Here is a 13,358-nt window from a genome sequence, read left to right as displayed (position 1 = left end):
GGTCGCGCTTCACTGATTTATGGTGAGGCCACCAGCCGGTAGCCGATGCCGCGCACCGCCTGGAGGAACAGCGGATTGGCGGGATCGGTCTCGATCTTGCGCCGCAGGCGGTTGATCTGCACGTCGACCGCGCGCTCGTTCACGCTGCCATTGCCAGTGAGCGCGCTGCGCGGCACGGTCTCGCCCGGCGTCTCCGACAGGATACGCAGCATCTCGCGCTCGCGATCGGTGAGGTGAATGACGTCCTCGCCCTGGCGCAACTCGCCGCGATCGAGATGGTAGACATAGGGGCCGAACGCGATCTTCTCCACCGCCGTGACTTGCATCGGCGGCGCCGCGCGCTTGAGGATGTTGTTGATGCGCAGCGCGAGCTCGCGCGGCTCGAACGGTTTGGCGACGTAATCGTCGGCGCCGATCTGAAGCCCCTCGATGCGGGCTTCCGCTTCGTGGCGCGCGGTGAGCATCACGATCGGCACCGATGAGGAGGTCCGGATGAACCGGGCGAGATCGAAACCGGTCTCGCCGGGCATCATGACGTCGAGGATGAGCAGGTCGAAATGCAGTCCCAGCAGCTTGGCGCGGGCATCGCCGGCGCTGGCCGCGGTGGTGACGCGGTAACCCTCGGCGGCGAGGAAGCGCGACAAGAGATCGCGGATGCGGCGGTCGTCGTCGACCAGCAGGAGATGCGGGGCATCGTCGGCCGGTTGCGCCGGCGGGCGGGCGAGCGTGGCAGCGAGCGGCACGGTCACTCCTTTGCGTCTTGCTGGATGGTGGCGAAGATCGTCTCCAGCACCTTGTCCGGATCGTCGCGGTCGATCATCGCGCGCAGGAAGCGCTTGACGGTCTCGGCATCCTGCGGCGCCATCTCGGCCAGCGCCTTGGTGATCCGCGTGGTCTGGAGGCCTGCGAGCTTCTGCACCAACGCTTCGCCCTTCGGCGTCGCGTAGAGCAGGCGCTGGCGGCGGTCGTTGTCGCCGGTCTTCTGCACGATATAGCCCTCGTCCAAGAGCTGCTTGAGCACGCGGCCGAGCGACTGCTTGGTGATGCGCAGGACGTCGAGGAGGTCGGCGACCTTGAGGCCGGGATAGCGGTAGACGAAATGCATGACCCGGTGATGGGCCCGGCCGAAGCCGAACGCCTCCAGCTCCTGGTCGGGATCGCCGACGAAATCGCGGTAGGCGAAGAACAGCAGCTCGATGATATCCCAGCGCAAATTGCCTCCGTCGCCCGCCGCCGGCCGTGGCTCGGCGGTGTCTTGAGGGGGAGTCGCGAAATTTATGTCAGGCATATTGACGTATCTTGGGTTCAATGTTACAAAACGATCAGCCCGGACGAAATTTTAGATCGTTTCGCGTCGGGTGGCATTTTCCAAGGGCGGCCGGAGGGAGCCGGACAGGCGGCGACGGCCGGATCAGATCTACCGTGCGATTGTCGAGCGGCATTTCGGCAAAACATACTGGACTTCTGCCTTCCGCAAAAGCATGTCCTCGGCGACATGCTGGCCACGGAAACCGGCCGTAACAAGGCTGGCGGGGGTTCGGCCAGAAACCCAATCAAGCCAGCCGGGCCCGAAACAGGGCAGGCCGGCGCCAGAACAGCGCCGCCACCGGCAGCGGGAGGCAAGGACATGAGCATGAAATTCGACATCCAGCCCGCATCCAGTCCGACGTCCGAGAAGGACCGGGTCGCCAAGCTGGTCGACCCCGGCTTCGGACGCGTCTTCACCGATCACATGGCGGTGGTTCGCTACAACCAGGCCAAGGGCGGCTGGTATGACGCACGCGTCGAAGCGCGCGCCAACTTCCAGCTCGATCCGGCCGGCGCGGTGCTGCACTACGCCCAGGAAATCTTCGAGGGTCTGAAGGCCTACAAGCGCGACGACGGCGGCGTGAACCTGTTCCGCCCCGACGCCAACGCGCGCCGCTTCAAGGACTCTGCCGATCGCATGGCGATGGCGCAGATCCCCGAGGACGTCTTCATCGAGGCGGTCGAGCAGGTCGTTCGTATCGACCGTGCCTGGATGCCCGGCGGCGAGGGCAGCCTGTACCTGCGCCCCTTCATGATCGCGAGCGAGACCTTTCTCGGCGTCAAGCCGTCGTCCGAATACATCTTTGCAGTGATCGCCTCGCCGGTCGGCTCCTATTTCAAGGGTGGTCCGGCCCCGGTCTCGATCTGGGTCTCAGAGAACTACACGCGCGCGGCCATCGGCGGCACCGGCGCCGTCAAATGCGGCGGCAATTATGCCGCGAGCCTGCGCGCGCAGGCGGAGGCGATCCAGCACGGCTGCGATCAGGTCGTCTTCCTCGACGCGGTCGAGCGCCGTTACATCGAGGAGCTCGGCGGCATGAACGTGTTCTTCGTGTTCGACGACGGCTCGCTGTCGACGCCGCCGCTCGGCACCATCCTGCCCGGCATCACCCGCGACTCCATCATCGCGCTCGCCCGCGATGCCGGCAAGACCGTGCGCGAGGAGCCGTACTCGCTCGACCAGTGGCGCAAGGATGCGGCCTCGGGCCGGCTGAAGGAAGCCTTTGCCTGCGGCACCGCCGCGGTGATCTCGCCGATCGGCAAGGTGCGCTCGGTCAGCGGCGATTTCGAGATCAGCGGCGGCGCCGCCGGCCCGGTTGCGATGGGCCTGCGCAAGCAGCTCGTCGATATCCAGTACGGCCGCACCAACGATCCGCACAACTGGATCCGCAAGGTGTTTTGAGGCTCTCTCTTCCCTTCTCCCCGAACGCGGGGAGAAGGGGCAAAGAACTGCGGTTGCCGCGTCGCGCGTCGGCTGGTAAATGCCCGCATGGCCGAAAAATCCAAAAAACCGCAGAAACTGAAGGCGCGCCTGCCGCGCGGGCTCGAGGATCGCGATCCCGCCGCGATCCGGGCGACGCGCGAGATGGTCGAGAAGATCCGCGCCGTCTACGAGCTTTACGGCTTCGAGCCGGTAGAGACGCCGGCGATGGAATACACCGACGCGCTCGGCAAGTTCCTGCCCGACCTGGACCGTCCGAACGAGGGCGTGTTCTCGTTCCAGGACGACGACGAGCAGTGGATCAGCTTGCGCTACGACCTGACCGCGCCGCTCGCGCGCTATGTCGGCGAGCGCTACGGCACCGACGGTCTGGTCCTGCCCTATCGCAGCTACCGCGTCGGCTACGTGTTCCGCAACGAGAAGCCCGGCCCCGGCCGCTTCCGCCAGTTCATGCAGTTCGATGCCGACACGGTCGGCTCGGCGACGCCGGCGGCGGATGCCGAGATCTGCATGATGGCGGCCGACACGATGGAAGCGCTTGGCGTTGCGCGCGGCCAATACGTGGTGAAGGTGAACAATCGCAAGGTGCTCGACGGAGTGCTGGAAGCTATCGGGCTCGCGGGTGAGGAGAACGCAGGCCGCAGGTTGACCGTGCTGCGCGCGATCGACAAGCTCGACAAATTTTCGGCCGATGAAGTGTGCAAATTGCTCGGCCCCGGACGATGGGATGGCGGCGAAGAAGGCAAGGGCGACTTCACGAAAGGCGCCAATTTGAGCGCGGCGGAGGCGGACGTCGTTCTCGCCATCACCAAACCGCGCGACGATTGGAAAGAGGCCATTGCCGCGGCAGAAACTTACCTGGCCAAGAGCGAGGTTGGTCAGGCTGGCGTGAGCGAGCTGGAAGAGATTGCTAGGCTGGTCATGGCGTCGGGTTACGGCGCTGATCGCATCAAGATCGATCCCTCCGTCGTCCGCGGCCTCGAATATTACACCGGCCCGGTCTACGAGGTCGAACTCCTGCTCGACACCAAGGACGAGAAGGGCCGCCCGGTGCGCTTCGGCTCGGTTGGCGGTGGCGGCCGTTACGACGGCCTCGTCTCGCGCTTCCGCGGCGAGCCGGTGCCGGCGACCGGATTCTCCATCGGCGTGTCACGGCTCCAGGCCGCGCTGACGCTGCTCGGCAAGCTCGACACGCGGCCGGAAGTCGGCCCCGTCGTCGTCACCGTGTTCGACCGCGACCGCGTCGCCGACTATCAGAAGATGGTGGCGTCCTTGCGCACCGCCGGCATCCGCGCCGAGCTCTATCTCGGCAATCCCAAGAACATGGGCAACCAGCTCAAATATGCCGACCGCCGCAACGCGCCTTGCGTCATCATCCAGGGCTCCGACGAGAAGGCCCGCGGCGAAGTGCAGATCAAGGATTTGATCGAAGGCGCGAAGGCGGCCGCGGCAATCGCCTCGAACCAGGAATGGCGCGAGAGCCGCCCGGCGCAATTCTCGTGCAGCGAAGCCGATCTCGTCGCAAAAGTGCGCGAAGTCCTGGCGCGCCATGACGTGAGCTGGGGATAGCCATTCGCAACAGCCGTCATGCCCGGGCTTGTCCCAGACATCCACGTCCTGTTTGATATGCCTGTCATGAATGGCCGGCATTCGGCCACAAGGGAGAGAACAAAATGCCTGAGATCACCGTCAGCATGGCCGTGGGCCGCACCGACGAACAAAAGGCCGGCATGATGCGCGACATCACCCAGGCGCTGGTCAAGAACCTCGGCGTCGATGCTGACGCCGTCGTCATCCAGATCAACGAAGCTCCGCTCGCGCACAAGATGAAGGGCGGCAAGACCTTTGTGGAGCGCGCCGCGGCGGCGAAGAAGTAGGCGCCGCGACGGCAATCACAGCCGTCGTCCCGGATCGGCGCGCGCTTGAGGGCGCGCTTGTGCGGGACGACAGCGAGGCACCATGGACGCACGCGATTTCATCACAATCGGCATGAGCGCCGAACGCACTCTGGTGGTGCCGCTGGAGCGCACGGTCGGGCATTTTGTGCCCGGCATGCCCTTTGTCTATGCGACGCCGATGATGATCCTGGAAATGGAGATGACCTCGGGCGACGCGATCCGTTCCGCGCTTCGGCCCGGTTGGGTCACGGTCGGCACCGAGGTCGACATCCGCCATCTCGCCGCAGCGCGGGTCGGCGCGACGGTGCGGACCACGGCGAAGGTGGTCGCGGTCGAGCGCCGCGTGATCCGCTTCGAGGTCGAAGCGTTCGAGGGCACGCGCAAGCTCGGCGAAGGCCGCCATGCGCGCGGGCTCGTCAATGTCGAGATGTTCAACAAGCGGTTGGGGGCGACGTAGGCGCGGCTACTTCGCCAGCTCCTTCGACCGCTTCGTCGCTGCCGCAATCGCGCGGATCATCAAGTCGCGCAAGCCCGGCTCGCCCATCAGCACGCCCAGCGCTGCGGCCGTGGTACCGCCGGGCGAGGTGACGTTCTGGCGCAGCGTGGCGGAGGGAAGATCGGACTGGTGCAGCAGCTCGCCGGAGCCCGCGACGGTCTCGCGCGCGAGCTTCGTTGCCAGCGCCTCGGGCAATCCCGCTTCCACACCGGCGCGGGCGAGCTCTTCGGCGAGCAGGAACACGTAAGCCGGACCCGAGCCGGAGACCGCGGTCACCGCATCCATCAGGCTTTCATCCTCGACCCATTCGACCGAGCCGGTGGCGCGCAGCAGCGCATCGGCGACCGCGCGCTGATGTGCGCTGACATTGTGCGCGGCCACCGCCACGGTGATGCCGCGGCCGATCGCGGCCGGCGTGTTCGGCATCGCCCGCACCACGGCGCCGCCGCAGACCTCCTGAAGCGAGAGAATTGTGGTTCCCGCCATGATCGACACGACCGACGTCTTGTCCGAGACGAACGGCTTCAGCTTGGCGCCGGCCTCGCGGAACATCTGCGGCTTCACCGCGACGACCATCGTCTCGACCTGGCCGGCCGCCTTCACGTCCGGATTGAGCGCGACGCCCTTGACGGCCAGCGCTGTAATCTCGGGCGAGATGAATGGGTCGATCACCGCGACGCGGCGCGGATCGAGCCCGCCGGCCAACCACCCCGTCAGCATCGCGCCGCCCATCTTGCCGGCGCCGGCGAGCAGGATGGTGCCGGTGATGTTTTGAAGAGCGCTGTTATCTGCCATCGCTGTCGCCACGAATTCGGTGTCGTCCCGGCGAAGGCCGGGACCCATAACCACAGGCGGTTCTAATGGATCGAGGTGTTGGCAACAAGCATCGTGCGATACGGCCAAATCACGCGGTATGGGTCCCGGATCGGCGCTCCGCTTCGCTACGCTTGTCTGGGACGACGATGAGGAAAGACTTACGCCTCACCCACCGTATCGAACATCGCGGCGTCCATGGCCTGCGCGGTGGTCTTACCCGCCCACACCACAAATTGGAACGCCGGAAAATAGCGCTCGCAGGCGTGGATGGCGCCGGCGAGCATGGCTTCGCATTGCGCGGTCGATGCGGTGAGCCCGCCGGGCAGCACCAGCGCCTGGCGGTGCATGATCATGCCGGTGTTGGTCCAGAGATCGAAGTGCCCGACCCACAATTGCTCATTGATCGCGGCAACCAGTCGCTGCACCTCAGACCTGCGCGCGAGCGGAATCTTCATGTCGAAGGCGCAAGCCAGATGCAGCGCCTCGATCTCGCCCATCCAGGTGAAGGAGAGCTGGTAGTCGGTCCATTGTCCCTTCGAGACAATCGTGAGCTCGTCTTCGCCGGAGCGTTCAAACGGCCAGTTGTTGCTGGCCGCGATATCCTCGACCACCGCAAGCGGGTGATTTCGGGAATCGATAGTGCCTTCGAGCAGGGACATGCCGTCTCGACCTCTTGCCTTCTTGTTGTCTTTGATACGCACGCGGTCGGCCCGGCGCGCTCCCTCAACGTCGCTTTCGCGTTCCCCCGGGAGTCGCTGTTGCGATCCCGGGACCAGCGCGAGCCTGTCGCGGATCAACTGATGTGATTTGCGGAATCTGCGCAACGGGGTCGCGAGTCCGTCCACAAGCCAGGACTCCGTCGTCCACAGCTCATCTCTCGGCCACAATTCTTAACGGAGAGAACAAACCGGAATCGGAATCTCCGGAACGCGCCAATCGTTAATTCCGCCGCGCGAGGGCCGGACCGCCATCGCGGCATGGGACCATGCGGTTTTTCATGCGGAACGCGCTTGCTGCCGCCGCCGGTCGGCGTCATATTTCCTCTCAGGCCGCTCATCCCGGGCGGCCGATGTTCTCAGGGCGGGGTGAAAGTCCCCACCGGCGGTAAGGGCCGAAAAGCCTAAGCCCGCGAGCGCCTTCCCCAAGTTTTTTCTGAGGGGAAGGGTCAGCAGATTCGGTGCAATTCCGAAGCCGACGGTCACAGTCCGGATGAAAGAGAACGGTCGGTGGCAGACGCATCGGAAGATGCGGCTGTTTGTCGTTCCGTGTGCCCTGATTCTGGTCCTTGAACCGAGGAAAGCCATGAATCAGATGTTGCCAGACCCCCAAGCCGAAAATTCCCAGACGCAGCCGCCGCCGGTTCCAGTGGATCCGCCGCCGGTACCCGAGCATCCGCGTTTCGCCAAGCCGCAGCGGGTCGCCTTCGTCGAGGCCTGCTGGCATCACGACGTCGTGCAGGAGGCGCGCTTCGCCTTCCTGAAGGAAGCCGAGGCGCGGCACCTCACCCATGTCGACGTGTTCGAGGTACCAGGCTCGTTCGAGATCCCGCTGCATGCACAGGTTCTCGCCAAGACGCGGCGCTACACCGCGATCGTCGCGGCCGGCCTCGTCGTCGACGGCGGCATCTATCGCCACGAGTTCGTTGCCGACACCGTGATCAAGGCGCTGATGGACGTGCAGCTCCGCACCGAGGTGCCGGTATTCTCCGCCGTGCTGACGCCGCAGCAATTCCACGAGACCGAGGTGCATTACGATTTCTTCCGCAAGCACTTTGCAATCAAGGGCGTCGAGGTCGCGGCAGCGTGCGCGGAGACATTGCTCGGCCTGGAGCGCCTGCGCGGCCAGGTCGCTGCGGGAATTGTGTAGCGGTCGCAAAGACTCTCACCCCTCATCCTGAGGAGCGCGTAGCGCGTCTCGAAGGATGAAGGCCCGAATGGAGCCCATGGTTCGAGACGGCGCTGCGCGCCTTCTCACCATGAGGCTCTGCTCGTCCCTTCACACGCGGCTGATTGTCAATCCCGCCGCCGTCCCTATAAAGTCGGCGGCGGGAGGAGGCCGTGCCGTGGAGACGGGCGGCCGACAAGATCATGTTCGAAGGACACGATCCCTATCTCGTCGCGCTTTCCGTGGCGATAGCGAGCCTGGGTGGCTATACCGGCTTTGCGCTTGCGGCTCGCATCCGCAACACGCCCGGCGTCAGTAACCGCGTGATGCTCGCGGGCGCGGCGGCGTTTCTGGCCGTCGGTATTTGGACCATGCATTTCGTCGGCATGTTGGCGGCGCCGCTGCCGCCGGATACGGTCTATCTGGTCCTTCCCACCATCATCTCGTTTCTGATCTGCGCGCTGGTGGTCGGCATCTCGCTTTTCTTTGTCTCGATCGGCGAGCCGTCCCTCAAGCGCGTGGCCTCGTCGGCCATCCTGCTCGGCGTCGGCATCGCCAGCATGCATTATGTCGGGATCCATGGACTGGCCGGGTCCTTCAGCATCGCGCACGACCCGACCATGGTCTGGCTGTCGATCGTGGTCGCGATCGTCACCGCCTACGGCGGCCTGCGCGCTTTCCTGGCGCAGCAGGAGGGAATTCGCCTGATCGTCAGCTCGATCGCCTTCGGCGTTGCCGTCTCCGGCATGCATTACACCGCGATGCTCGGCATGCATTTCGAGCCGCTGACGGCGGGCGGGCATCACCATCTCGGCGGCAGTCTCGCCGCGTCGCAGCAAATCCTGTCCATCGTGGTCGCCGTCCTCTGCTTCGTGATCGCCGCCGGCTTCCTGCTCTCGCTGGTGCCGGATCGGCGGCAAGCGGCGATCGTGTTGGCGGAACCGATCTCTCCGCCCGTTGCGCCAGAGCCGGCAGCTCAGGTCGCCGTATCGCCATGGCCCAAGTCGGCGCCGCTCGGCGGTCTCGGCCAGCCGCCCCGTGCGCCAGTTCCCCGGTTACCGGTCGAAAGCGCCGACGGAACCCATTTCATCGAGACGGCCAATGTCCGCAGCGTCCGCGCCGATGCACACTACACCCGCGTCCACGACGGCACCCGCGAGCGGATGTGTCCCTGGTCGATCTCGGAGGCCGAGGCGCAGCTCGATCCCTCGCTGTTCCTGCGGGTTCACCGCAGCCATATCGTCGCCATCCCCCATGTCGCGCTGGTCCGGAAAGAGGGAGACGGCGCGGTGCTCGAGCTCGACGGCCCGTCACCACACCGGGTGCCGGTGAGTCGGGCCAAGATCGCCGAGGTGAAGGCGCGGCTGGGGCTGGCGAACCGGCGGCAGGCGTAAGACCGACCTAACCAGGGTGAAGGTGCGCTCCCTCTCCCGCTTGCGGGAGAGGGGTGGGGAGAGGGTGTCTCCGCGGTGAGACTACCCCAAAGAGGAGAAAGCCCCCACCCGGCGCCTTCGCGCCGACCTCCCCCGCAAGCGGGAGAGGTTGCAGCGGAGCAAGCCGCCCATACGTCGCCTCACCTGACGCAATTCGTGCGTCCCCACCCGCAATTCGTGCAAAAAGCCCGCCTTTGTGCCGCTCATGTTGCGGCTCACTCCGCCCGGAGTGAGCCTTGCCCCAACGTCCGCGCCGTCACGCGCCAAGGACGATTGTGGGAGGAGATGATGATCCCGGGCTCATTCAGCTATCACCGGCCGGCGAGTGTCGCCGACGCCGTCAAACTGTTGTCCGACCTCGGCGAGGATGCGCGGCCGCTGGCCGGCGGCCACAGCCTGGTGCCGATGATGAAGCTTCGGCTCGCCACCCCCGCCCATCTGGTCGATCTGCACGGCATCGCCGCCCTCAAGGGCATCAGCCGCGACGGCAACAATCTCGTCATCGGCGCGATGACCACCCAGCACGAGCTGCTGGCCTCGGATGAGGTCGCGAAGGCGATGCCGATCATGCACGAGGCGGCGCTGCTGATCGCCGATCCGCAGGTGCGCTACCGCGGCACGATCGGCGGCAATGTCGCCAATGGCGATCCCGGCAACGACATGCCGGCGCTGATGATGACATTGGGTGCGACCTACCGCCTCGAAGGCGCCAGTGGCGCCCGTGACGTTCCGGCCGCGGATTTCTACCAGGGCGCCTATTTCACCGCGCTCGAGCCCGGCGAGATCCTGACCTCCGTCTCGGTCCCCGTGCCGGCGACCGGTCACGGCTACGCCTACGAAAAGCTCAAGCGCAAGGTCGGCGATTACGCGACCGCGGCTGCGGCCGTCGTGCTGACCCTGGCGGGCGGCAAGGTCGCGACCTGTTCAATCGGCCTCACCAACGTCCACGAGACGCCGCTGCTGGCCGCCGACGCCGCCAAGGTCGTGATCGGGACCAGCCTCGACGCCGCGACCTTGAAGAAAGCTGCGGTCGCAGCCGAGGCAATCATGGCGCCTGCCGCCGATGCCCGCGGGCCGGTCGAATACCGAAAACATGTCGGCGGCATCATGGTGACGCGCGCGCTGCAACGCGCCGCGGCCGTCGCCAAGTAGGGGAGAGGATCGATGGCCAAAACACATGTGACCATGAAGGTGAACGGCGCCGAGGTCGAAGGCCTCGTCGAGCCGCGCACGTTGCTGGTGCATTTCATCCGCGAGAACTTGCAGATGACCGGCACCCATATCGGCTGCGAGACGACCCATTGCGGCGCTTGTACTGTCGATATCGACGGCATGTCGGTGAAGTCCTGCACGATGTTTGCGGTGCAGGCGGAGGGAAGCGACATCACCACGATCGAGGGCATGGCCAACGCCGACGGCACGCTGTCCGCGCTTCAGGAAGGGTTCCGCATGATGCACGGCCTGCAATGCGGCTTCTGCACGCCTGGCATGATCGTGCGGGCGCATCGCCTGCTGAAGGAAAATCCCTCGCCGAGCGAGCCGGAAATCCGGATGGGCATCTCCGGCAACATCTGCCGCTGCACCGGCTACCAGAACATCGTCAAAGCCATTCAATACGCCGCCGCAAAAATCAACGGCGTGGAATTCCGGGAGGCCGCAGAATGAACGATATGACTCCCACGCGGGAACAACGCAGTGCCGCTCTCGAAGGCATGGGCTGCAAGCGCAAGCGCGTCGAGGACATCCGCTTCACGCAAGGCAAGGGCAATTATGTCGACGATGTCAAATTGCCGGGCATGCTGCATGGCGACTTCGTCCGCTCGCCGCATCCGCATGCGCGGGTCAAGAAGATCGACGACAGCGAGGCGCTGAAGGTGCCGGGCGTGCTCGCGGTCATCACCGCCGAGACGCTGAAGACCGTCAACCTCGCCTGGATGCCGACCTTGGCCGGCGACGTGCAGATGGTTCTCGCGGACGGCAAGGTGCTGTTCCAGAACCAGGAGGTCGCCTTCGTCGTCGCCACCGACCGCTATGCGGCCGATGACGGCATCAACAAGGTGATCGTCGAATACGAGCCGCTACCGCCACTGGTCGATCCCTTCAAGTCGATGGATGCGGACGCGCCGGTGCTGCGCGAGGATCTTGCCGGCAAGACGGCGGGTGCGCACGGCCCGCGCAAGCACCACAACCACATTTTCGAGTGGACGGTCGGCGACAAGGAGCTGACCGACGCCGCCTTCAACAAGGCCGAAGTCAAGATCAAGGAGATGATCTCCTATCACCGCACCCATCCGTCGCCACTGGAGACCTGCCAGTGCGTCTGCTCCTTCGACAAGATCAAGGGTGAGCTCACGATCTACGGCACGTTCCAGGCCCCGCATGTGATCCGCACCGTGGTGGCGCTGATCGCAAAGCTGCCGGAGCAGAAGATCCACGTCATCGCGCCCGACATCGGCGGCGGTTTTGGCAACAAGGTCGGCGCCTATCCCGGTTACATCTGCGCCGCCGTGGCCTCCATCGTCACCGGCAAGCCGGTGAAATGGGTCGAGGACCGCATCGAGAACCTCACCGCGACCTCGTTCGCGCGCGATTACCACATGACCACCGAGATCGCCGCGACGAAAGACGGCAAGGTCACGGGTCTTCGCGTCCATGTGCTCGCCGATCACGGCGCGTTCGACGCTTGCGCCGACCCGTCGAAATGGCCGGCCGGCTTCTTCAACATCGTCACGGGGTCCTATGACTTCCCGACCGCGCATCTGGCGGTGGACGGCGTCTACACCAACAAGGCGCCCGGTGGCGTCGCCTACCGTTGCTCGTTCCGCGTCACGGAGGCGGCTTATTGCATCGAGCGCGCCATGGATATTCTGGCGCAGAAGCTCAACATGGACCCGGCGGAGCTGCGGCTGAAAAACTTCATCAAGCCGGAGCAATTCCCGTATCACTCCGCGCTGGGCTGGGAATACGATTCCGGCGACTACCACACCGCCATGCGCAAGATGATGGAGACGACCGGCTACGCTGCGCTCCGGAAAGAGCAGGCGGAGAAGCGGGCAGCCTTCAAGCGTGGCGAGACCCGCGAGATCATGGGGCTCGGCATCTCCTTCTTCACCGAAATCGTCGGCGCCGGTCCGTCGAAGAATTGCGACATCCTGGGCATCGCGATGTTCGATTCCTGCGAGATCCGCATGCATCCGACCGGTGCGGGCATCGCGCGCATGGGCACCAAGAGCCAGGGCCAGGGCCACGAGACCACCTGGGCGCAGATTATCGCGACCGAGATCGGAATTCCCGCCGACAACATCATGGTGGAAGAGGGCAACACCGACACCGCGCCCTACGGGCTCGGCACCTATGGCTCGCGCTCGACGCCCGTTGCGGGTGCGGCCATCGCCATGGCTGCGCGAAAGATCAAGGCCAAGGCGCAGATGATCGCGGCCTACAAGCTCGAGGTCCACGAGGACGATCTCGAATTCGACATCGACGGTTTCCGGGTGAAGGGTCTGCCGGAAAAATTCATGTCGATGAAGGATATCTGCTGGGCGGCGTACAATTCGGTGCCGCCGGGCATGGAGCCGGGGCTGGAAGCGGTGAGCTATTACGATCCGCCCAACATGACTTATCCTTTTGGCGCGTATCTCTGCGTGATGGACATCGATGTCGACACCGGCGTGTACAAGGTCCGGCGCTTCTATGCGCTGGACGATTGCGGCACCCGCATCAATCCGATGATCATCGAGGGCCAGGTCCATGGCGGCCTGACCGAAGCTTTCGCCATCGCGATGGGGCAGGAGATCCGCTACGACGAGGTCGGCAACGTCGTCACCGGCTCGTTCATGGATTTCTTCATGCCGACTGCGGTGGAGACGCCGCACTGGGAAACCGACTTCACCGTCACCCCGTCGCCGCATCACCCGATCGGCGCCAAGGGCGTCGGCGAGAGCCCGAATGTCGGCGGCGTGCCGGCCTTCTCCAATGCCGTCAACGATGCGTTCTCGTTCTTAGGGAGCACGCATATCCAGATGCCGCACGATTTCTGGCGCAACTGGAAGGCGGCGAAGGATCTGGGCGCGGTGGCGTAG

General features: G+C 65.1%; 13 protein-coding genes and 1 riboswitch. Of the genes, 9 read left to right on the top strand and 4 right to left on the bottom strand.

Annotated elements, in window-relative coordinates:
* Positions 1 to 17: 17 nt before the first annotated feature.
* Both IC761_RS31485 and IC761_RS31480 read right to left on the bottom strand, forming a co-directional pair.
* Positions 18 to 749 (bottom strand): response regulator, encoded by a 732-nt coding sequence (locus IC761_RS31485; RefSeq protein ID WP_195800521.1) that lies wholly within the window; start codon positions 747 to 749, stop codon positions 18 to 20.
* Positions 746 to 1,288: a MarR family winged helix-turn-helix transcriptional regulator gene (locus IC761_RS31480; RefSeq protein WP_246791392.1), complete on the bottom strand. Its 543-nt coding sequence runs from the start codon at positions 1,286 to 1,288 to the stop codon at positions 746 to 748. Before IC761_RS31480 ends, IC761_RS31485 begins: the two co-directional genes overlap by 4 nt.
* Positions 1,289 to 1,627: 339 nt before the next feature.
* Here IC761_RS31480 and IC761_RS31475 point away from each other — a divergent pair, with 339 nt between their 5' ends.
* The 4 genes from IC761_RS31475 (at position 1,628) to IC761_RS31460 (ending at position 5,104) form a co-directional block, all read left to right on the top strand.
* Positions 1,628 to 2,710: a branched-chain amino acid aminotransferase gene (locus IC761_RS31475; protein ID WP_195800520.1), complete on the top strand. Its 1,083-nt coding sequence runs from the start codon at positions 1,628 to 1,630 to the stop codon at positions 2,708 to 2,710.
* An 87-nt stretch (positions 2,711 to 2,797) separates the two neighbouring features.
* Positions 2,798 to 4,318, top strand: a complete 1,521-nt coding sequence (gene hisS / locus IC761_RS31470) for a histidine--tRNA ligase (protein WP_195800519.1) — start codon at positions 2,798 to 2,800, stop codon at positions 4,316 to 4,318.
* A gap of 104 nt (positions 4,319 to 4,422) precedes the next feature.
* On the top strand, positions 4,423 to 4,626 hold the full coding sequence (locus IC761_RS31465) for a tautomerase family protein (protein WP_007596840.1): 204 nt from the start codon (positions 4,423 to 4,425) through the stop codon (positions 4,624 to 4,626).
* Positions 4,627 to 4,708: 82 nt separating this feature from the next.
* Positions 4,709 to 5,104 (top strand): thioesterase family protein, encoded by a 396-nt coding sequence (locus IC761_RS31460; protein WP_195800518.1) that lies wholly within the window; start codon positions 4,709 to 4,711, stop codon positions 5,102 to 5,104.
* Positions 5,105 to 5,110: 6 nt separating this feature from the next.
* Here the strand turns inward: IC761_RS31460 and proC are convergent, their stop codons facing one another.
* Together proC and IC761_RS31450 are read right to left on the bottom strand one after the other, a co-directional pair.
* Positions 5,111 to 5,938 (bottom strand): pyrroline-5-carboxylate reductase, encoded by an 828-nt coding sequence (gene proC, locus IC761_RS31455; RefSeq protein ID WP_195800517.1) that lies wholly within the window; start codon positions 5,936 to 5,938, stop codon positions 5,111 to 5,113.
* Between the two features lie 179 nt (positions 5,939 to 6,117).
* Entirely contained in the window at positions 6,118 to 6,618 is a 501-nt protein-coding gene (locus IC761_RS31450; RefSeq protein ID WP_195804834.1) for a type III secretion system chaperone family protein, read from the bottom strand.
* 408 nt (positions 6,619 to 7,026) lie between these two features.
* Positions 7,027 to 7,184: riboswitch (FMN riboswitch) on the top strand.
* 77 nt (positions 7,185 to 7,261) lie between these two features.
* Here IC761_RS31450 and IC761_RS31445 point away from each other — a divergent pair.
* From IC761_RS31445 to IC761_RS31425, 5 genes are all read left to right on the top strand, one after another.
* Positions 7,262 to 7,825: a 6,7-dimethyl-8-ribityllumazine synthase gene (locus IC761_RS31445; protein ID WP_195800516.1), complete on the top strand. Its 564-nt coding sequence runs from the start codon at positions 7,262 to 7,264 to the stop codon at positions 7,823 to 7,825.
* Between the two features lie 221 nt (positions 7,826 to 8,046).
* Positions 8,047 to 9,237 carry an MHYT domain-containing protein gene (locus IC761_RS31440; protein WP_195804833.1) on the top strand — a complete coding sequence of 397 codons (1,191 nt, stop codon included), beginning with the start codon at positions 8,047 to 8,049 and terminating at the stop codon, positions 9,235 to 9,237.
* A gap of 327 nt (positions 9,238 to 9,564) precedes the next feature.
* Positions 9,565 to 10,428 carry an FAD binding domain-containing protein gene (locus tag IC761_RS31435; protein WP_195800515.1) on the top strand — a complete coding sequence of 288 codons (864 nt, stop codon included), beginning with the start codon at positions 9,565 to 9,567 and terminating at the stop codon, positions 10,426 to 10,428.
* Between the two features lie 12 nt (positions 10,429 to 10,440).
* A complete protein-coding gene (locus IC761_RS31430; protein WP_195800514.1) occupies positions 10,441 to 10,941 on the top strand; it encodes a (2Fe-2S)-binding protein in 501 nt (166 codons plus the stop codon).
* On the top strand, positions 10,938 to 13,358 hold the full coding sequence (locus IC761_RS31425; RefSeq protein WP_195800513.1) for an aerobic carbon-monoxide dehydrogenase large subunit: 2,421 nt from the start codon (positions 10,938 to 10,940) through the stop codon (positions 13,356 to 13,358). Before IC761_RS31430 ends, IC761_RS31425 begins: the two co-directional genes overlap by 4 nt.

This window comes from Bradyrhizobium commune (assembly GCF_015624505.1).
GTDB classification, from domain to species: domain Bacteria; phylum Pseudomonadota; class Alphaproteobacteria; order Rhizobiales; family Xanthobacteraceae; genus Bradyrhizobium; species Bradyrhizobium commune.
Note: the sequence above shows the minus strand (reverse complement) of the source record. Positions and strands in the feature narration are given on the sequence as shown.

Bases quoted from the DNA above. Each gene is read 5' to 3' on its own strand.
- IC761_RS31480 (WP_246791392.1), bottom strand. From the start codon at position 1,288: ATGCCTGACATAAATTTCGCGACTCCCCCTCAAGACACCGCCGAGCCA.
- IC761_RS31475 (WP_195800520.1), top strand. From the start codon at position 1,628: ATGAGCATGAAATTCGACATCCAGCCCGCATCCAGTCCGACGTCCGAG.
- hisS (WP_195800519.1), top strand. From the start codon at position 2,798: ATGGCCGAAAAATCCAAAAAACCGCAGAAACTGAAGGCGCGCCTGCCG.
- IC761_RS31465 (WP_007596840.1), top strand. From the start codon at position 4,423: ATGCCTGAGATCACCGTCAGCATGGCCGTGGGCCGCACCGACGAACAA.
- IC761_RS31460 (WP_195800518.1), top strand. From the start codon at position 4,709: ATGGACGCACGCGATTTCATCACAATCGGCATGAGCGCCGAACGCACT.
- proC (WP_195800517.1), bottom strand. From the start codon at position 5,938: ATGGCAGATAACAGCGCTCTTCAAAACATCACCGGCACCATCCTGCTC.
- IC761_RS31450 (WP_195804834.1), bottom strand. From the start codon at position 6,618: ATGTCCCTGCTCGAAGGCACTATCGATTCCCGAAATCACCCGCTTGCG.
- IC761_RS31445 (WP_195800516.1), top strand. From the start codon at position 7,262: ATGAATCAGATGTTGCCAGACCCCCAAGCCGAAAATTCCCAGACGCAG.
- IC761_RS31440 (WP_195804833.1), top strand. From the start codon at position 8,047: ATGTTCGAAGGACACGATCCCTATCTCGTCGCGCTTTCCGTGGCGATA.
- IC761_RS31435 (WP_195800515.1), top strand. From the start codon at position 9,565: ATGATCCCGGGCTCATTCAGCTATCACCGGCCGGCGAGTGTCGCCGAC.
- IC761_RS31430 (WP_195800514.1), top strand. From the start codon at position 10,441: ATGGCCAAAACACATGTGACCATGAAGGTGAACGGCGCCGAGGTCGAA.
- IC761_RS31425 (WP_195800513.1), top strand. From the start codon at position 10,938: ATGAACGATATGACTCCCACGCGGGAACAACGCAGTGCCGCTCTCGAA.